The 18,523-nt window shown below is 71.6% G+C and carries 16 protein-coding genes; 8 read left to right on the top strand and 8 right to left on the bottom strand.

Annotated elements, in window-relative coordinates:
• Nucleotides 1-14: 14 nt before the first annotated feature.
• From V6U90_RS10895 to V6U90_RS10885, 3 genes are all read right to left on the bottom strand, one after another.
• Nucleotides 15-1,352, bottom strand: coding sequence for an FAD-dependent oxidoreductase (locus V6U90_RS10895; protein WP_334434106.1), 1,338 nt, complete (start codon nucleotides 1,350-1,352; stop codon nucleotides 15-17).
• Between the two features lie 182 nt (nucleotides 1,353-1,534).
• Nucleotides 1,535-2,812 carry a kynureninase gene (gene kynU / locus V6U90_RS10890; protein WP_334434104.1) on the bottom strand — a complete coding sequence of 426 codons (1,278 nt, stop codon included), beginning with the start codon at nucleotides 2,810-2,812 and terminating at the stop codon, nucleotides 1,535-1,537.
• A gap of 59 nt (nucleotides 2,813-2,871) precedes the next feature.
• Nucleotides 2,872-3,774, bottom strand: a complete 903-nt coding sequence (locus tag V6U90_RS10885; protein ID WP_334434102.1) for a tryptophan 2,3-dioxygenase — start codon at nucleotides 3,772-3,774, stop codon at nucleotides 2,872-2,874.
• A gap of 146 nt (nucleotides 3,775-3,920) precedes the next feature.
• Here V6U90_RS10885 and V6U90_RS10880 point away from each other — a divergent pair, with 146 nt between their 5' ends.
• The 3 genes from V6U90_RS10880 to V6U90_RS10870 all read left to right on the top strand — a co-directional run bounded on the left by V6U90_RS10880 (nucleotide 3,921) and on the right by V6U90_RS10870 (nucleotide 5,823).
• A complete protein-coding gene (locus V6U90_RS10880; protein WP_334434100.1) occupies nucleotides 3,921-4,391 on the top strand; it encodes an Lrp/AsnC family transcriptional regulator in 471 nt (156 codons plus the stop codon).
• Nucleotides 4,392-4,515: 124 nt separating this feature from the next.
• A complete protein-coding gene (locus tag V6U90_RS10875; protein ID WP_334434232.1) occupies nucleotides 4,516-5,004 on the top strand; it encodes a hypothetical protein in 489 nt (162 codons plus the stop codon).
• 12 nt (nucleotides 5,005-5,016) lie between these two features.
• Nucleotides 5,017-5,823, top strand: coding sequence for a class F sortase (locus tag V6U90_RS10870; protein ID WP_334434098.1), 807 nt, complete (start codon nucleotides 5,017-5,019; stop codon nucleotides 5,821-5,823).
• 111 nt (nucleotides 5,824-5,934) lie between these two features.
• Here the strand turns inward: V6U90_RS10870 and V6U90_RS10865 are convergent, their stop codons facing one another.
• The gene (locus tag V6U90_RS10865; protein ID WP_334434096.1) at nucleotides 5,935-6,531 is read right to left on the bottom strand and encodes an HNH endonuclease; all 597 of its coding nucleotides are present in this window, start codon (nucleotides 6,529-6,531) and stop codon (nucleotides 5,935-5,937) included.
• Nucleotides 6,532-6,726: 195 nt separating this feature from the next.
• On the opposite strand from V6U90_RS10865, the gene V6U90_RS10860 reads away from it, so the two are divergent.
• The 3 genes from V6U90_RS10860 (at nucleotide 6,727) to V6U90_RS10850 (ending at nucleotide 10,078) form a co-directional block, all read left to right on the top strand.
• Nucleotides 6,727-7,878: a mechanosensitive ion channel family protein gene (locus tag V6U90_RS10860; RefSeq protein WP_442933564.1), complete on the top strand. Its 1,152-nt coding sequence runs from the start codon at nucleotides 6,727-6,729 to the stop codon at nucleotides 7,876-7,878.
• A gap of 325 nt (nucleotides 7,879-8,203) precedes the next feature.
• Nucleotides 8,204-9,601 carry an MFS transporter gene (locus V6U90_RS10855; protein ID WP_334434228.1) on the top strand — a complete coding sequence of 466 codons (1,398 nt, stop codon included), beginning with the start codon at nucleotides 8,204-8,206 and terminating at the stop codon, nucleotides 9,599-9,601.
• Nucleotides 9,602-9,673: 72 nt separating this feature from the next.
• Complete coding sequence (locus V6U90_RS10850; RefSeq protein ID WP_334434226.1) at nucleotides 9,674-10,078, top strand: globin; 405 nt, start codon at nucleotides 9,674-9,676, stop codon at nucleotides 10,076-10,078.
• Nucleotides 10,079-10,275: 197 nt separating this feature from the next.
• Here V6U90_RS10850 and V6U90_RS10845 read toward each other — a convergent pair whose 3' ends face one another.
• The 4 genes from V6U90_RS10845 to ettA form a co-directional block, all read right to left on the bottom strand.
• Nucleotides 10,276-10,869, bottom strand: coding sequence for a YbjN domain-containing protein (locus tag V6U90_RS10845; RefSeq protein ID WP_334434094.1), 594 nt, complete (start codon nucleotides 10,867-10,869; stop codon nucleotides 10,276-10,278).
• Between the two features lie 131 nt (nucleotides 10,870-11,000).
• Nucleotides 11,001-11,681, bottom strand: coding sequence for a hypothetical protein (locus V6U90_RS10840; RefSeq protein WP_334434224.1), 681 nt, complete (start codon nucleotides 11,679-11,681; stop codon nucleotides 11,001-11,003).
• Between the two features lie 77 nt (nucleotides 11,682-11,758).
• Entirely contained in the window at nucleotides 11,759-12,211 is a 453-nt protein-coding gene (locus tag V6U90_RS10835; RefSeq protein WP_334434092.1) for an acyl-CoA thioesterase, read from the bottom strand.
• A gap of 13 nt (nucleotides 12,212-12,224) precedes the next feature.
• The gene (ettA, locus tag V6U90_RS10830; protein ID WP_334434090.1) at nucleotides 12,225-13,901 is read right to left on the bottom strand and encodes an energy-dependent translational throttle protein EttA; all 1,677 of its coding nucleotides are present in this window, start codon (nucleotides 13,899-13,901) and stop codon (nucleotides 12,225-12,227) included.
• A 606-nt stretch (nucleotides 13,902-14,507) separates the two neighbouring features.
• On the opposite strand from ettA, the gene V6U90_RS10825 reads away from it, so the two are divergent.
• Nucleotides 14,508-15,926: an alpha,alpha-trehalose-phosphate synthase (UDP-forming) gene (locus V6U90_RS10825; RefSeq protein ID WP_334434088.1), complete on the top strand. Its 1,419-nt coding sequence runs from the start codon at nucleotides 14,508-14,510 to the stop codon at nucleotides 15,924-15,926.
• Nucleotides 15,923-18,523 (top strand): trehalose-phosphatase, encoded by a 2,601-nt coding sequence (gene otsB, locus V6U90_RS10820; RefSeq protein ID WP_334434086.1) that lies wholly within the window; start codon nucleotides 15,923-15,925, stop codon nucleotides 18,521-18,523. Before V6U90_RS10825 ends, otsB begins: the two co-directional genes overlap by 4 nt.

The following is an 18,523-nucleotide window of genomic DNA, read 5'->3' as shown; positions in this document are numbered from 1 at the left end:
GACCGGATCCCAGTTCATCGGCGCCTCCCGGAGCGTACGGCGGCGGTGAGGGCCCCCAGCAGCAGCGCCGCCGCGCCGGCCGCGACCGCGCCGAGGACCTGGTGCTGCCGGCGGACCCGGCGGCGCACCTCGGCGTACGGGGTGGTGGTGAACGACACCAGCTCGTACCGGGAAACGTACCGGCCGGGCAGCGCCCGTTCCAGGGCGTGCTCGACCCGCCGGCCGAGCTGGAACAGCGGCGAGGCGACCTTGTCCCGCATCTCCACGAAGTTGGCCAGCGCCATCTCGGCGATCGCCCCGGCGTTGTCCTGCCGCCGCTGCTGGAACAGCGGGAGCGCGGCGGCCCAGTCGTCGCCGCACTCGTCGAGGCAGCGGTCCAGCTCCACCACGTCCTCGAAGGCACAGTTCGCGCCCTGCCCGTAGAACGGCACGATGGCGTGCGCCGCGTCCCCGAGCAGCGCGACCCGGCCGGGTACCTGCCACGGCGTGCAGTACACCGTGCCAAGCTGCCCGACCGGGTTCTGCTGGTAGTCGTCGACCAGCTTCGGGGCCAGCGGCGGCACGTCCGGGTAGTGGGTGGCGAAGTGCGCCTCGATGGCGGCCGGGTCGGCCAGCGCGGCGAAGCTGCCCGGCCCCTCGTTGGGCCAGAAGAGCGTGCAGGTGAAGGAACGGTCCGGGTTGGGCAACGCGATCATCATCGAGGTGCCGCGCGGCCAGATGTGCAGCGCGTCCGGGTCGAGGGCGAACTCCCCGTCGACCGCCGGGATGGTGAGTTCCTTGTACCCGTAGTCGAGAAACTCGACGTGCTCGGTCAGCAGGCCGTACCCGAGGAGCTGCTGACGCACCGCGGAGCCGGCGCCATCGGTGCCGAGCACCACGGCGGCGGTGGCGGTGACCTCACCGGCCGGGGTCTCGAAGCGCATCGCCCCGGTGGCCGGGTCGAGGCCGACCAGCCGGTGGTCGAAGGCGGCCCGCACCCCGGGCAGCCGGGTGGCCGCGTCGAGCAACGCGTTGTTCAGCGCGCCCCGGCTGATCGAGTTGATCGCCCGGTCCCCGGAGACGCTGTACTGCTGGAAGTTCGTCTCCCCCTGCACCGGGTGGATCATCCGGCCGCGCATCGGCAGGGCGTCCGCCATCACCTGTTCGGCGAGGCCGATCCGGCGCAGCGCGTCCAGGCCCCGCTCCGACAGGGCCAGGTTGATCGAGCGGCCCCGTTCCACGGTGCCGGTACGCGGGTCGGGCCGCCGCTCGTAGAGCGCCACCCGGTAGCCACGGCGGGCCAGGAAGCAGGCGGTGAGGCAACCGGCCAGCCCGGCCCCCACCACCGCGATCTCGTCGGCCTCCAGGGTCATCGGTGCCTGCCCTTCGTTCGCGACTGCGGGGCTCGCAACCCCGGCTCACTCCTCGCGCTCACCGGTGCCTGCCCTTCGTTCGCGACTGCGGGGCTCGCAACCCCGGCTCACTCCTCGCGCTCACCGGTGCCTGCCCTTCGTTCGCGACTGCGGGGCTCGCAACCCCGGCTCACTCCTCGCGCTCACCGGTGCACCTCCACCAGCGCGGCGAGCGCGTCGGCGACCCGCCAGCAGTCGTGGTACGTCGAATAGAGCGGTACCGGGGCGAACCGGATGATGTCCGGCTCCCGGGCGTCGGCGATCACCCCGTACTCGTGCCGCAGGCGTTTGGTCAGCTCGCCGGCGCTGCCCCGGCCGATCCGGACCGAGAGCTGGCAACCGCGCCGGTCCGGGTCACGCGGGGTGACCACGGTCAGCGGACGCCCGGGGGTGACCTCGTCGAGCAGCCGCTCCAGGAACCCGGTGAGCCGGACGCTGCGCTCCCGCAGCGCGGTCATGCCGACCGCGTCGAACAGTTCCAGCGAGGTACGCACCGGCCCCATCGCGAAGATCGGCGGGTTGGAGACCTGCCAGGCGTCGGCGGTGGGCAGCGGCCGGCAGACCGGGGTCATCTCGAACCGGGTGGCCGGGTCGGTGCTCCACCAGCCCTCGAAGCGGGGCAGGCTGCGGTCGCCGAGGTGCCGGCTGTGGATGAAGACACCACCGAGCGCGCCCGGCCCGGAGTTGAGGTACTTGTAGGAGCACCAGGCGGCGAAGTCGACATCCCAGTCGTGCAACGCGAGCAGCACGTTACCGGCGGCGTGCGCCAGGTCCCAGCCGACCACCGCGCCGGCGGCCCGCCCGGCGGCGGTGATCGCCGGAATGTCCATCAGCTCACCGGTGAGGTAGTTGACCCCGCCGAGCAGCACCAGCGCCACCCGGTCGCCCTCCCGGGCCAGGTAGTCGAGCACGTCGGTGGTGCGCAGGTTCTCCTCGCCGGGGCGGGGACGCAGCCGGACCACCGTGTCGTCCGGGTCGAGGCCGTGGAACCGGGCCTGGCTGCGGACCGCGTAGCTGTCCGACGGGAAGGTGGTGTCCTCGATGACGATCCGGGTCCGGGCACCGGACGGACGGTAGAAGGAGACCATCAGCAGGTGCAGGTTGACCGTGAGTGAGTTCATCACCACGGTCTCCTCCGGCCGGGCGCCGACCAGTCGCGCGGCCGGGCCGGTGAGCAGTTCGTGGTACGGCAGCCAGGGCCGGTCCGCCTCCAGGTGCCCCTCGACGCCCAGCGCACGCCAGGCGTCCAGGTCGGCGAGGAGTTCGTCCCGGGTGGCCCGGGGTTGCAGGCCGAGGGAGTTGCCGGCCAGGTAGGCGGCCCCCGGATAGCGGCCACCATCGGCGGGCGGGATGTGGAACCGGTCCCGGTGCCCGGGGTCGGCGGCGTCCAGGCGGTGCGCCTCGGCTTCGGGGGTGTTCATGGCTGCGATGTTTCTCGCTCTCCGGTCACGTGCGGGTACGGGCGGGGGCGCGCGGCCGGTCACATGCTGGTACGGGCCGACCACAGCTCCGGGAAGACCACCCGGGCCATGCTGCGCTGCAACCAGGCCAGGCCGTTGGAGCCGCCGCTGCCGACCTTGGCGCCCATGGCCCGCTGCACCGCCTTGACGTGGTGGTACCGCCAGTCACCGAACTCCTCGGCGATCAGGGTCAACGCCTCACCGAGCAGCCAGAGGTGGTTCTCCGGCCGGGGGTCGGCGTAGACCTGCACCCAGGCCGCCTCCACCTCGGCGTACGGGGTGTGCTCGGTGGTCAGGTCGGCGCGCGGCAGCTCGGCCGGGAGCGGGTGCCCCTGCCGGCCGAGCAGGGCGAGCACGTCGTCCCAGAGGCTCGGCGCGTTCAGGTCGGCGACCAGTTCGGCGTACACGTCGGCCTGCCGGCGGAACGGCCGGATCAGGGCCTCGTTGCGCAGGCCGAGCAGGATCTCCAGGTGCCGGTACATCGCCGACTGGAGGCCGGACGCCTCGCCGAGCAGGTTGCGGAACCGGTTGAAGTCGGCCGGGGTCATCCAGCGCAGACTCCGCCAGGCGCCGTTGAGCCCCTCGAGGTGCATGCCGGCCCGGCGCAGCGGGGCGAGGGCCTCGGTGACCCGGTCGGCGCGCAGGAGCGGTTGCGCCCCGCGCAGCTCGAAGCAGGTGAGCTTGAAGTACAGCTCCATGATCTGGCTGACCATCAGGAACGACATCTCGCCCGGGTCGTCGCCGAGCGGCTGCTGCAACCGGTGCAGGGTGCTCGCCCGGACGTACGCGTCGTAGGGCACCTGGCCGTCGAACTCCAGGGTCGGTTCACCGGCGTTCGCCGCCGCCCGGGTGGCGCGTTCCTGTGCCGTCACCGGGCGCACCACCGCGGTACCAGCGGGTGCGTGCAGGTCGGTGCTTTTCACCTGTCGTCTCCCTTCTCGTGCCGGGTAGCGTCATGGTGCCGTAGGTGAATCATTGAACGGAATGCCGAAACAACGGCGAAGTCGCCTTGTGACCTCACGGGCCGATGGCGGTTCGGGCCGGAGACTTGGGGAAGGAAAAGTTGAGCGTGGACGAGATGGACTGGGCGCTGCTGCGGGAGCTGCAGGCCGATGCACGGCTCTCCTTCAGCGAGCTCTCCCGCCGGGTGCACCTGTCCCCACCTGCGGTGGCGGAGCGGGTACGCCGGCTGGAGGAGTCCGGCGTGATCACCGGTTACCACGCCCACATCGACCTGGCCCGGGCCGGCCGGTCCGTGGTCGCGCTGATCCGGATGTCCTGCTACGGGCCGCGCTGCATCCTGCGGGACCCGGAGGTACCGGACTGGCCAGAGATCCTGGAGATCCACCGGATCACCGGTGACGCGTGCAGCATGCTCAAGGTGGCCGCCGGCTCGATCGACGCCTTCGAGCGGGTGATCGACCGGCTCGCGCCGTACGGCCAGCCGTCCAGCACGATGGTGCTGTCCACCCCGCTGGACTGGCACCCGGTCACCCCGCTGCCGGTCGAGCCGGACTCCCCCGAGCCCCGCCGCCGCTGACCCCTGTTTGGTCCCCGGTCAGCGGGAAAGCAGGGCGGACGGCGAGACAGGACCGCCTCGACGGTGCCGGGAGGGAGGGGGCATGCGGGCTCTGGCAGCAGGTGACCGCAGCATCCGGACGGTGATGGCCATCCTGGCCGTACTCACCGCAGTCGTCGTAACCGTGCTGACCGGGGCAACCGGGGCACGGGCCGGACAGAACACCTTCATCGAGGTCACCCCGAGCACGGCCCAGGCCGGTACCCGGGTGAACCTGCGGGCCAGTTGCGACGACCGGAACACCGAGCAGGCCGACGTCCACTCGGAGGCGTTCGACCGGGTGATGCTGCGGCCGGACAACGGGTTCCTGACCGGGGCGGTGACCATCCCGGGCGACAAGCAGGCCGGCGACTACCCGGTGGAGCTGCGCTGTGACAACGGGAACAGGGCCAGTGCCACGCTGACCGTGCTCAACATGACCCAGCCCAGCAAGGGCCCGGCCACCGGTGGTGGCGGTACGGCCGGCCGGGGCAGCGGTTCGCTGGTCCTCGTCGGCGGCCTCACCGCCGCCGCGGTCGCCGCCGGATTCGGCGTACTGGGCTTCCGTCGACGTCGGGCCGGGACCGGCGCCTGACCCGCCACCGCGATGACCCGCTCCTCGACCCGGGGTGACGCCCGGTCCGCGGGTACCGCCCGGCGGGCGGTGCGACGGGCCGGGGCGTCCCTCGCCCGGCTGGCCGGGCAGGTCGGTACCGCCGGAGTGACCAGCGCCGAGCCGGGTGCCCGCCCGGCGACGGGCGGCTGGGGCCGGTCCACCCGGCGGATGATGGTCGGCGGCTCCGGCCCCGGGCTGCCGGTCATCCTGGTCATGGCGCTGATGGTGGCGATCCTGGGCATGTTCGGCTTCGAACGGGCCACCGGCATCCCGGTGCTGCCCAGCGCGCTGACCGCCGGGTTCCGCCTGCCGCCGAAGAAGTTCCCGGTCCTGGATCCGAGCCCGCCGGTCTCGATCAGTATCCGCAAGATCCGCCTGGACGCCCCGGTGCACGGGGTGGGGATCGCGGCGGACGGCAGCATCGGGGTGCCGGACGCCAGCCGGGTCCACGAGGCGGCCTGGTACGACCAGAGCCCCACGCCGGGTCAGTACGGCCCGTCGGTGATCGTTGGTCACGTCGACGACCAAAGCGGCCCGGCGGTCTTCCACGACCTGCGGAACCTGCGCGCGGGTGACCGGATCGAGGTGACCCGGACGGACCGGTCGGTGGCGATCTTCGAGGTCGACCGGGTGGGTCAGTACGACAAGGGACAGTTGCCGGGACAGGAGGTGTTCGGCGACTTCAGCCGCCCGAACCTGCGCCTGATCACCTGTGGTGGGCGCTGGGTCGGCGGGGACACCGGGTACGCCGACAACGTGGTGGTCTTCGCGTCCCTGGTCCGCGCCCGGCATCCCTGACCGACCGGCCCGCATCCCCCCGCCCGGTCAACGGTACGGGAGACGGGCAGACGGCCCCTGCCGCCGGGGGCGGCACCGCGCCCGCTCCGGACACCCACCGGGCGGCCCCGGTCAGGCCGCCTCGGCCTCCCGGAGGTCCCGGCTCTCCCGCAGCTCCCGTGGGTCCGGGCCCTCACGCAGCTCCAGCACCTCGCGCAGGTCGAGCCAGTCGGCCCATCTCGGGTCCGGCGTGCGGTGCCCCAGCACCCGCCACGCGGCCCCCCGGGGTGCCGCCGGCGGGGCGTGCAACCGCCAGCCCAGCTCCGCCGGTGTCTTGTCGCCCTTGGTGTGGTTGCACCGGGCGCACGCGGCCACCACGTTCTCCCAGGCGTGCCGGCCACCCCGGCTACGCGGGAAGACGTGGTCGATGGTCTCGGCCGGGCCCCGGCAGTAGGCGCACCGGCCGCCGTCCCGGGCGAAGATCGCCCGCCGGGACAGGCCCACGTGGGTGCGGTAGGGCACCCGGACGAACCGGGTCAGCCGGACGACCGACGGGACAGGCAGGGCATCCCGGGCGCTGTGCAGGACCCCTTCACCGTCGGCGACGCAGACTGCCTTGGCGGAGAGGACCAGGATCGCGGCCCGACGCACCGACACGACACACAGCGGCTCGTAGGTCGCGTTGAGGACCAACGCAGCGGAGCCCGTTGTGGGTCGTATGTCAGGCATCGCGCTCACCTTCCCGTGGTCTTGCCGCTGCTCCCGCCCCGTGCGCACCGTCGACCGCGGCCCGGGCGGCGCCCGACCGCGGTCGACGCCGACTCGGGATCACCGGCGTCCGTGCGCCAATCGTCCCCGATCGGTGCCCGGATTGCACGTACTAATCGGGGGTCCCTCCCCACACACCCCGACGGGTGTGCCATGATGACCGGTTTCGGTCACGTTGATCTTGCCAATCGGGAGGGACGTACCTCCGGTTGGCGGTCCCATCGGACCGTGCGGTACGAAATACCCGTGACCGTCGTCGACCTCGCCGTGACCGCCGCCCCGCCGCCCGAGGCAACGCCGGCCCCGGGCGCCACCTGCCTGGGCGACACCTGGTGCAAGTACGTCTTCGAGGTGACCGGCTCGTCATGGTTCGCCGAGGGCAGCTACTGGATCCTGCTCAAGCCGCTGCGGATCATCCTGATCCTGCTCCTGGCGGTGGTGCTCCGGTACGTGCTGCACCGGGCGATCAGCCGGATGGTCCGGGGCACCGCCGAGGGGGCGGTCCCGACCATTCTCAAGCCACTGCGCGAGCGGATCCCCACCGCCGCCGCCCCGGATCCGAACGCCTTCGTACCGGAGCGACGTCGGCAGCGCGCCGAGGCGATCGGTTCGGTGCTGCGCAGCCTGGTGACCGCCTTCGTCTTCGGCATCGCCCTGCTGATGGTGCTCAAGGAGTTCAGCTTCGACCTGGCCCCGCTGCTGGCCAGCGCGGGTATCGCCGGCCTGGCCCTCGGGTTCGGTGCGCAGAGCCTGGTCAAGGACCTGCTCGCCGGGCTGTTCATGCTCCTGGAGGACCAGTACGGCGTCGGCGACACGGTGGACCTCGGCGAGGCGACCGGGGTGGTCGAGGCGGTCGGCCTCCGGGTCACCACGATCCGGGACGCCCGGGGCGTGCTGTGGTACATCCGCAACGGCGAGATCATCCGGGTCGGCAACAAGAGCCAGGGCTGGGCGATGGTCGTGGTCGACCTGCCGATCGGTTTCGTCAGTACCGAGGAGGTGAGCGCCGTCCTGCGGACCGCGGCAGCATCGGTCGCCCTCGATCCCGAACTGTCCGAACACATCGTGGAGCCGCCGGAGGTGCTGGGCGTGGAGCAGATGACGGTGGACGGGGCGGTGATCCGGACGGTGGTCAAGACGTCGGCGGACGGGCAGTTCGCGGTCGGTCGGGAGCTGCGCCGCCGGCTCGCCGAGGCGCTGGAGAACACCGGGATCGCGGCCCGGATCGCCGCTTCCCGGATGATGTTCCCCCGCCCGGCCGCCCCGGCGGCCGGGCCCGGTGAGACCGGGCCGGGCGGCCCCACCTGAGCCTCCGGCGGACCGACCCGGTACGACATCCGGGGACAGCCACCGAACGGTCGGACCGGGCACCATACGGATCCGGCCTGAACTGCGATAATCCGATACCGACAGGGCTATCGACCCAGAGGGCGTGCACCGCGTGGCGGGGTAGGCATCGTCCGTTCGTTCAGTCGAAGATGCGACGATCTACCCATCCGCCCTAGCCACTCGTCAGACGATCAGGCAGAATCCCGGACAAGCTCCTCCCAGAGCGTGACCATGTCTTCGCTGATCCGTAGATCTGACGATGATCCCCGCCCGCACCATCACGAGTGGCGCCGCACCGGGGATGATGGAGGCCCCGGTGTCCGACGAGCGACACGCCCAGGAAGGCCCGGCAACCTTCCGTGAGGTGTTCGCCCAGACCGAGTTCCGGGCGGTCTACGCGGCGAACACCCTCTCCTGGACCGGCGACTACATCGCCCGGGCCGCGGTCACGGTCCTGATCTATCAGGAGACCGCCTCCGTGGCCCTCTCCGCTGCGGCCTTCGCGGTCAGCTACCTGCCGTGGATCGCCGGCGGGCCACTGCTCGCGACCGTCGCGGAGCGCTACCCGTACCGCCGGGTGATGGTGGCCTGTGACCTGATCCGGATGGCCCTGATCGCCCTGGTGGCGATCCCGGACATGCCGGTGGCCGCCATTCTCGCCCTGCTCTTCACCATCACGCTGGCCAACCCGCCGAGCCAGGCCGCCAAGTCGGCACTGATGCCGGTGATCCTCAGCGGCGACCGGCTGGTGGTGGGCCTGTCGGTGAACACCAGCACGGGTCAGGCCGCCCAGGTGGTGGGCTACCTGCTGGGCGCGGTGATCGCCGCACACGACCCGACGCTCGCCCTGCTGATCAACACGGCCACCTTCGGGCTCTCCGCGCTGATCGTCCGGCTCGGTGTGCAGAACCGGCCCTCGGCGATGCGCCGTGAGTACCGCAGCCACCTGCTGCGGGAGACCGGGGACGGCTTCCGGATCGTCTTCGGCACGCCGGTGCTACGCGCCACCGCCATCCTGGTCTTCGCCTCGATGCTCTTCGCGATCGTGCCGGAGGGCCTCGCCGCCGCCTGGGCGGGCGAGCGGAGCGACGGTGGCGTGGACCAGAGCATCGCCCAGGCGGTGATCATGGCGGCGAACCCGGTCGGCTTCATCCTCGGCGGGCTCGTGATGGCGCGGGCCGTGCGCCCGGACGTGCGCATCGCGTTGATCCGGCCGTTCGCGGTCCTCGCCCCGCTGGCCCTGACACCCGCCCTGCTCGACCCGCCGCCCATGGTGGTGGCCCTCCTCGCCGCGGTCTGCGGGTTCGCCGTCGCCGGCATGATGCCGGTGACCAACGGGCTCTTCGTCCGGGCCCTGCCGGACGGCTTCCGGGCCCGGGCCTTCGGCGTGATGGCCACCGGCGTGCAGGTCATCCAGGGTCTCGCCGTACTGGTGACCGGGCTGCTCGCCGAACGGTTCCCGATCCCGCTGGTGGTCGGCGGCTGGAGCATCGCGGGCGTGCTGCTCATGATGGTCACCGCGGCGCAGTGGCCGAGCCGGGAACGGTTCGACGAGGCGATCGCCGCCGCTGCGGCGACCCGGGGTGAGCCGGTCGGCAGCCGGACGCCGGCCCCGGAACCGACTGGTCCGGCGGGCCGGGGCACCCCGACGGCCGCCGAGGCCCCGGGGAACGGGGCACGACGGCCCCACACGGTGGGCTGAACCACGCGGCACCCGGCCTGGCAGGATGGAACGGTGGATCCCTCAGCTGAGCACGGCACGGCACGGCCGGAGATGACCTTCTACGAGGCGATCGGCGGCGAGCCGACCTTCCGTAAGCTGGTCGACGAGTTCTACGTTGGCGTCGCCACCGACCCGCTGCTGCGCCCGATGTATCCGGAGGCCGACCTGGGGCCGGCCGCCGACCGGCTGGCGCTGTTCCTGATGCAGTACTGGGGCGGCCCGGGCACCTACTCCGCCCAGCGGGGCCACCCCCGGCTCCGGATGCGGCACGCGACGTTCCGGGTGGATGCCGTCGCCCGCGACGCGTGGCTGCTGCACATGCGCCGGGCGGTCGACAGCCTCGCCCTACCACCGCAGTACGCGACGGCGCTCTGGGAGTATCTGGAACGCGCCGCCTACTTCATGGTCAACACGGTGGACGAGGAGCCGGGCGCGGGCCAGGGCACCGCCAACTGACCACGCCGTCGACCCTGCCTCCTGGGCCCAGCGCCGTCATGTCCGGCGCTGATGGTTGATCCGGGTACCGCACCGGACGCCCCGACGGCGACGCGGTCGGGGCGGCCCGTGGGCCGTGGTGGTGGCAGTAGACAGGCCGGCCGGACGGGCCCGGGGGACGGCGGTCCTGTGCTCCGGTCAGCCGGGTACGGCAGCGCTCAGAGGAGCGCGCCCTCGTCGTGCAGCCAGTCGACGAACGTCGTCGCGACGGCGGCACCACAGTCGAGCATCTCGACCAGCAGGGCGTCGTGCGCCCCGGCGCCCAGGGGCACCTGCAACTCGGCGTAGATGGGCAGTTGACCCCGCTCGGTGGGATCGCCGACGTACGCCTTGCAGAACCGCCTGGTGTGGTTCCACTCGTTGACCACCCGGTAGGCCCGGTCGGCCCAGTCCGGCGGCACGGTCGCGTGTGGACGGGCCCGGATCACCAGGATCTCGTCCTCCGGACCCTCCAGAGTGAACAGCACGGCGTGCCGCTCCCACATGGCCAGCAGGCTGCCGTCACCGTCGGCGAGGTAACGCACGTCGAGCAGGTCGAGTGCGTCGCCGACCCGGCGCAGGGTCACCGGCGCGACAGTCGCGGGCATCTCCTGCATGTCCTTCATGGCACACCGGTCCATCGGTGCGCAGTCGTCCTCGGGCTCCCGAGGCGCGGGCGCTCCGACCCGGACGGTGCCCTCCTCAGAGATTCTGCTTCGCGTATCCGGCTCGCTGCCACCGACGTGACCAGGGCGCCATGACCACCACGGCATCTCTCGCGCACCTCACTCCCCAGCGGATCCGGCCGCCTACAGTGCGTTGGATCCGAGGGACGACGGTACCCGGACAGTCCACTTGAAGCATCCCCCCAACGGCAGCACCGAGCCAGACGGGCCATGAGGGATCATCCGTTCGGTGGATCTCCAATCGGACGAACCGCCAACTGCTTCACATTGAGCCACCAGGCAGCTCCATAGGGTGCAGATAGCCCGGTCCAGCGACCGCTGCGGCACACCCGTACCGCGCCCGTTCCGTCCACCATCGACGGACCGAGGAAGCCCATCCGGGCGACCGCCTGCACCAGTCGCTGCGGGATCTCCACCCGTTCCGGGTCCGGCCCGTCGGCGGTCACCACGACCGCGACGTGGTCCAGCAGAGCGTCCCGCAGCATCCGCTGGCCCACCGCCCGGCCACCGACACCGTGCGCGGCGGCGGCGCGGAGCGTACCGGCCGCCGCAGCGGCCAGCCGGTGCACCTCGGGGACGGGGATGGTCTCCACCAACCGGATGGCGGACGGCGGTAGCGGCGACCGCCACTGCATGTCCCGCCGCTCCGGCAGCGTCCCGCCGGCCCGTTCCAGCTCGGCGAGCAGGCCGGCGGCGGAGACAGTGACGTCACCGGGCCCGGGGCCGGCCACCGTCCGGACGACCAGCGTCTCCCAGGGCAGGCGGGCCCAGAGCGCGGTCCGTCCGCCGGACGACCGGAGCCGGACCACCGCCGTCGGGTCGAGCCGGGTCAACCGGGCCAGGAAGGCACCGGCGTCGGCCACCCCGGTGATGCCGTGGCCGTCCGCGCCGGCCGGCACCGGGTCGCTCCCTGCGGACCCGGCCGGCGTGGACCGGGCCGACGCCGACTCGGCCCCCGGCCCGGCGCCGACCACGGTCACACCCCGGTCCCGGCGGTGTCCCGCGCGTACGGCAGCAGGAAGGCCCGCTCCGCCTCGGTCAACCGCCGGGGCCGCTGGCGTTCCAGGTCGAACGGGACCAGCACCGACCGGGCGGTACTGGCCAGCACGTCGCCGTCGTACAGCTCGTAGGCGACGGTGAAGTTCGAGACCCGGATCTCCTCGATCCACATCTCGATCCGGACCGTCGGCGCCGCCTCCGCGCTGGCCCGGCCGAGCGCGTAGTCGACCGGGCGCAGGTAGTCGATCTCGTGCCGGCGGATGACCACCCCGTCGGCGAACGAGCCGACCCCCCAGGCCCGGCCACCGGAGAACATCAGCGCGACCCGGGCCTCCTCGTAGAGGGTGAGGAAGCGGGCGTTGTTGATGTGCCCGTACGCGTCCAGGTCGGACCAGCGCAGCGTGCAGTGGTAGACAAACCGGTCAGACAACGGTCAGCACCGGTCAGTCACGGGTGAGCTTGCGGTAGGTCACCCGGTGCGGTCGGGCCGCCTCCGCGCCGAGCCGGTCGATCTTGTTCTTCTCGTACGCCTCGAAGTTGCCCTCGAACCAGAACCACTTCGCCGGGTCCTGGTCGTCGCCCTCCCAGGCCAGGATGTGCGTGGCGACCCGGTCCAGGAACATCCGGTCGTGCGAGATGACCACGGCGCAGCCGGGGAACTCCAGCAGGGCGTTCTCCAGGCTGGAGAGGGTCTCCACGTCCAGGTCGTTGGTCGGCTCGTCGAGCAGGATGACGTTGCCGCCGATCTTCAGGGTGAGCGCCAGGTTGAGCCGGTTCCGCTCGCCGCCGGAGAGCACCTTGGTCGGCTTCTGCTGGTCCGGCCCCTTGAACCCGAAGGCCGCGATGTAGGCCCGGGAGGGCATCTCGACCTTGCCGACCATCAGGTGGTCGAGCCCGTCGGAGACCACCTCCCAGACGGTCTTGTCGCCGGCCAGACCCTGCCGGTTCTGGTCGACGTACGACAGCGAGACGGTGTCGCCGACCTTCACCGCACCGCCCGTCGGCTGCTCCAGCCCGACGATGGTCTTGAACAGCGTGGTCTTGCCGACGCCGTTCGGGCCGATGATGCCGACGATGCCGTTGCGGGGCAGCGAGAAGCTCAGGTTGTCGATCAGGATCCGGTCGCCGAAGCCCTTGGTGAGGGCCTGCGCCTCGATCACCGTGCTGCCCAGGCGCGGGCCCGGCGGGATCTGGATCTCCTCGAAGTCGAGCTTGCGGGTCTTCTCCGCCTCGGTGGCCATCTCCTCGTACCGGTCGAGCCGGGCCTTGGACTTGGTCTGCCGGGCCTTGGCGTTGGAGCGGACCCACTCCAACTCGTCGGAGAGGCGCTTCTTCATCTTGGCGTCACGGCGGCCCTCGACCGAGAGTCGGGCGGCCTTCTTCTCCAGGTAGGTGGAGTAGTTGCCCTCGTACCCGATGGCCCGGCCCCGGTCCAGCTCCAGGATCCAGCCGGCGACGTTGTCCAGGAAGTACCGGTCGTGGGTGATCGCCAGGACGGTGCCCGCGTACTTGGCCAGGTGCTGCTCCAGCCACTGCACGCTCTCCGCGTCCAGGTGGTTGGTGGGCTCGTCGAGCAGCAGCAGGTCGGGGCCCTCCAGCAGCAGCTTGCACAGGGCCACCCGGCGACGCTCGCCACCGGAGAGCTGGGTGACGTCGGCGTCCGGCGGCGGGCAGCGCAGCGCGTCCATGGCCAGTTCGAGCTTGGAGTCGATGTCCCAGGCGTCGGCGTGGTCCAGCTCCTCCTGGAGCCGGCCCATCTCCTCCATCAGCTCGTCGGAGTAGTCGGTGGCCATCTGCTCGGCGATCGAGTTGAACCGCTCCAGCTTGGCCTTGGTCTCGGCCACCGCCTCCTCGATGTTGCCGAGCACGGTCTTGCTGTCGTTGAGCGGCGGCTCCTGGGCCAGCAGGCCGACGGTGTGGCCGGGCATCAGCCGGGCCTCGCCGTTGCTGGGCCGGTCCAGCCCTGCCATGATCTTGAGCAGGCTGGACTTACCGGCGCCGTTCGGACCGACCACACCGATCTTGGCGCCCGGCAGGAAGTTCAGCGTCACGTTGTCCAGCACGACCTTGTCGCCGTGCGCCTTGCGCGCCTTTTCCAGGACGTAGATGAACTGGGCCACGGTGCGGCCTACCTCCGTAAGTCTGCGTGGGTCGCCGGGACCTCCGGGGGCGGGGTCCGTCCCCGGTCGGCGGCGAGAGTCGTGCCACGAATGCCATCGTCAATCCTGACAGGTGGCGCCCGGTGCGCCCACATCACCCCGGGTGTGGCGACCAGCCGGCGGGACGGGCCGGACCAGGGGACGGGACAACCGGGACCAGCCGGCGGACGACCCGGACCAGCGGGCGGGACGGCGTCGACCCGTCGGCGACCGCGCTACCAGGGGGCGGATCGGGCAACGACCACCGGGCGGGACGCCCGGCGACCCACTGTCGGCAGGATCACGACGGGTTTTATCGTCCTGTCGGACAGGGCAGATAAGAGCGACCGGCAATAGGGTGGTGACGGCGAGGCGGGTTCTGGCCGAGGGTGGCAAGGCGGAGGAGGAGGCCATGCCGCGGTGTCGCATGGCGGACGACCACAACGCCGCCAGCCGACGCGCCAGGGCGCGCCGCAGCCCCGCCAGTCCCATTGCCGGACGCTCTGAACAGGGCACGGGGGCGCAGACACCGCAGCTACGCTCAGTACGCTCGTGCGGTGAACCCGTAATCACCGGAGGTGTGCGATCGTGACGGTCCGAAGCTCGTTTGTCGTCGTAGCGAATCGCCTGCCGGTGGATGAGGTGAACACCCCCGAGGGGCGGCAGTGGCGACGCAGCCCCGGCGGGCTGGTGACCGCCCTGCATCCGGTGCTCGCCGAGCACCGGGGGACCTGGGTGGGGTGGGCCGGCGGCACGGGCGCGGCGCCCGACCCGTTCGATCTGGAGGGCATCCGGCTGCATCCGGTGCCGTTGAGTGCCGACGAGTTGGAGCGCTACTACGAGGGACAGTCGAACGCCACGATCTGGCCGCTCTACCACGACGCGGTGGAGACACCGGTCTACAAGCGCCGCTGGCGCGAGGCGTACCGGCTGGTGAACGCCCGCTTCGCGGAGGCCGCGGCGGATGTCGCCGCCGAGGGGGCGACGGTCTGGGTGCAGGACTACCAGCTCCAACTCGTCCCGGCGATGCTCCGGGAGCTGCGGCCGGACCTGCGGATCGGTTTCTTCCTGCACATCCCGTTCCCGCCGATCGAGCTGTTCATGCAGATGCCGCTGCGCGCCGAGGTGCTGCGCGGCCTGCTCGGCGCCGACCTGGTCGGCTTCCAGCAGCGACTGGCCGCGCAGAACTTCGTCCGGTTGGCCCGGCACCTGCTCGGCCTGCGGTACGAGGGACAGATGATCCAGGTCGACGGGCGCAAGGTGAAGGCCGGCGCGTTCCCGATCTCGATCGACGTGCGGGAGATGGAGCGGATGGCCGCCGACCCGGCGGTGCAGGCCCGGGCCAAGCAGATCCGGGCGGAGCTGGGCGACCCGAAGACGATCATCCTGGGCGTGGACCGGCTCGACTACACCAAGGGCATCGAGTTGCGGCTCAAGGCGTTCCGCGAGTTGCTCTCTGACGGAAAGTTGGCGGTTCCCGAGGCGGTCATGGTGCAGGTGGCCACGCCGAGCCGGGAACGGGTCGAGCACTACCAGGCACTTCGGGTCAAGGTTGAGCGTGAAGTTGGCCGGATTAATGGGGAATTCGGCAAGGTCGGCGTGCCGGCCGTCCACTATCTCCATCAGTCGTACAGTCGCAGTGAGCTGGCGGCACTATACTGTGCCGCCGACGTGATGATGGTGACCCCGCTGCGAGATGGAATGAATTTGGTAGCCAAGGAGTATGTTGCATCGCGCGCTGACAGTGGCGGCGCGCTCGTGCTCAGTGAGTTTGCCGGTGCTGCAACGGAGCTGCGCCAAGCGTTTCTATGCAACCCGCACGACCCTGACGGGGTCAAGGACGCACTGTTGCGTGCCGTGCATGTGGAATACCCGGAGGCACGCCGTCGCATGCGGTTGATGCAACGTCACCTGCGGAGCCACGACGTCGGCCATTGGGCCAAGTCCTTCCTCACCGAACTGGGCGTGCCAGACAACGACACCGAGCCCGAACCGGAGGCTTCGTGAACACCCCGGCCACCGACATTCTGACCGCCGCCGGCACCCTCGACCCGGAACTGAAGGCCGCGCTCGGCCGGATCGCCCGGGTGCCGCAACTTCTGATCGCCTGCGACTACGACGGCACGCTCGCCCCGCTCGTCGAGGACCCGAGCAAGGCCGTGCCACTGCCCGAGTCGGTCGCCGCCGTACGCGCCCTGGCCGCCCTGCCGCAGACCACCGTCGCGGTCGTCTCCGGCCGCGCGCTGCGCGACCTGGCCGCGCTCTCCCGGCTGCCCAGCGAGGTGCACCTGGTCGGCAGCCACGGCTCCGAGTTCGACATCGGCTTCGTCGAGCGGCTCTCCCCCGAACTGGTCGCGGTCCGCACCCGGCTGCGCGACGCGCTGCGTCAGATCGCCGCCGACCACCCCGGGGTACGCCTGGAGCGCAAGCCGGCCAGCGTCGCGGTACACACCCGGGGGCTGCCCCCGGAGGTGGCCGCCTCCGCGGTGGCGGCGGTCCGGTCCGGGCCGGCCCGCTGGGAGGACGTCACCGTCACCCAGGGCAAGGAGGTCATCGAGCTGTCGGTGATCGCCACCCACAAGGGGACCGCGGTCGACCAGCTCCGTACCCAGCTCTCCGCGAGCGCGGTGCTCTTCATCGGCGACGACGTCACCGACGAGAACGCCTTCGGCAACCTGCACGGGCCGGACATGGGCATCAAGATCGGCCCTGGCGAGACCAAGGCGCACTACCGGGTCGCCGAGCCGATCGAGGCGGCCCGCGCCCTCGCTCTGCTGCTGGAGACCCGGCGGCACTGGCTCTTCGGCGAGCGGGCCGTCCCGATCGAGCGGCACTCGATGCTGGCCAACGGCCGGACGATCGCCCTGCTCACCCCCGAGGCCAAGGTCACCTGGCTCTGCCACCCCAAGCCGGACTCGGCGGCGATCTTCGCCGACCTGGTCGGCGGCAGCCCGGCCGGGCACTTCAGCGTGCTGCCGGAGCGCGGCGGCATCCCGCTCGGCCAGCGCTACCGGCCGGGCACCATGACGGTGGAGACCCGCTGGTCCGGGCTCACCGTCACCGACTGGCTCGACCGCCCGTCCAGCGACAACGTACCCACCGGGTCGAGCATCATCTCCGGCGACTCCACGCTCATCCGGGTACTCAGCGGCAGCGGCCGGGTCCGCCTGGAGTTCGCCCCCCGGCCCGAGTTCGGCCAGGTCGCCGTCCAGCTCCAGCCGCTCGGCGACGGGCTGCTGGTGCTCGGCTCCAACGAGCCGGTCGCGCTCTACTCCCCGGGCGTGGAGTGGCAGGTCACCAACGACGGCGGGTACGAGACCGCCAAGGCGGTCGTGGACCTCACCGCCGCCGGTGGCTCGATCACCTGTGAGCTGCGCTTCGGTACGCACAGCCTGGAACACCACCAGGTGACGGCGCACGAGCGGCAGGCCGTCGCCGAGCAGCCCTGGAAGGAGTGGGTGGCCAGTCTGCGGCTGCCCAACACCGAGCGGGACCTGGTCGCCCGGAGCGCCCTGACCCTGCGCGGGCTCTGCCACGAGGCCACCGGTTCGATCCTGGCCGCCGCCACCACCTCGCTTCCCGAGGAGTTGGGTGGGGTCCGCAACTGGGACTACCGGTACTGCTGGCTGCGGGACGCGGCGATGACCGCCCGGGTGCTGGTCGACCTCGGCTCGATTACCGAGGCCGAGGGGCTGCTGCGCTGGGTGGACGGCTGCATCGAACGCACCGGCGGGCACCCCGAGCGGCTGCACCCGCTCTACACCGTCGACGGGTACGAACTGGGTGCCGAGGCGGTCATCGACACCCTGCCCGGGTACGCCGGCTCCCGGCCGGTCCGGGTCGGCAACCTGGCCAACCACCAGCTCCAGCTCGACGTGTTCGGCCCGATCGCCGACCTGCTCGCCGCCGTGGCCGACCTGCGCGGCTCGGTACGCGAGACCGAGTGGCGGGTGCTGGAGTCGATGGTCGAGGCGGTCCGTCGCCGCTGGCACGAGCCGGACCACGGGCTCTGGGAGGCCCGCCTGCCTCCCCGGCACCACGTCTTCTCCAAGGTGATGTGCTGGATGACCGTGGACCGGGCGCTGCACGTGGTACGCCGGCACGGCAACGAGGACCGCCCGGAGTGGGTGGAACTGCGCGACCGGATCGGCGCCAACGTGCTGGAGCACGGCTGGCACGAGGGTGCCCGGGCGTACAGCGTGGCCTACGGGGACGAGGAGATGGACGCCTCGTCGCTGTGGATCGGGCTGTCCGGGCTGCTGCCCAACGACGACCCGCGCTTCCTCTCCACGGTCCTCAAGATCGAGGCGGATCTGCGCAGCGGTCCGGTCGTCTACCGGTACCACTGGGACGACGGCCTGCCCGGCCGCGAGGGTGGCTTCCACATCTGCACCGCGTGGCTGATCGAGGCGTACCTGCGCACCGGTCGGCGGGCCGACGCCGAGGAGCTGTTCCGCCAGATGATCGACACCGCCGGCCCGACCGGTCTGCTGCCCGAGCAGTACGACCCGCTGGCCGAGCGCGGGCTGGGCAACCACCCGCAGGCGTACAGCCACCTGGGTCTGATCCGCTGCGCGCTGCTTCTGGACGAAATGGTCAAGTAG

This window comes from Micromonospora sp. CPCC 206060 (assembly GCF_036906895.1).
Classification (GTDB): domain Bacteria; phylum Actinomycetota; class Actinomycetes; order Mycobacteriales; family Micromonosporaceae; genus Micromonospora.
The sequence above is the reverse complement of the archived record's forward strand: the minus strand, read 5'-3'. Positions and strand labels throughout refer to the sequence as shown.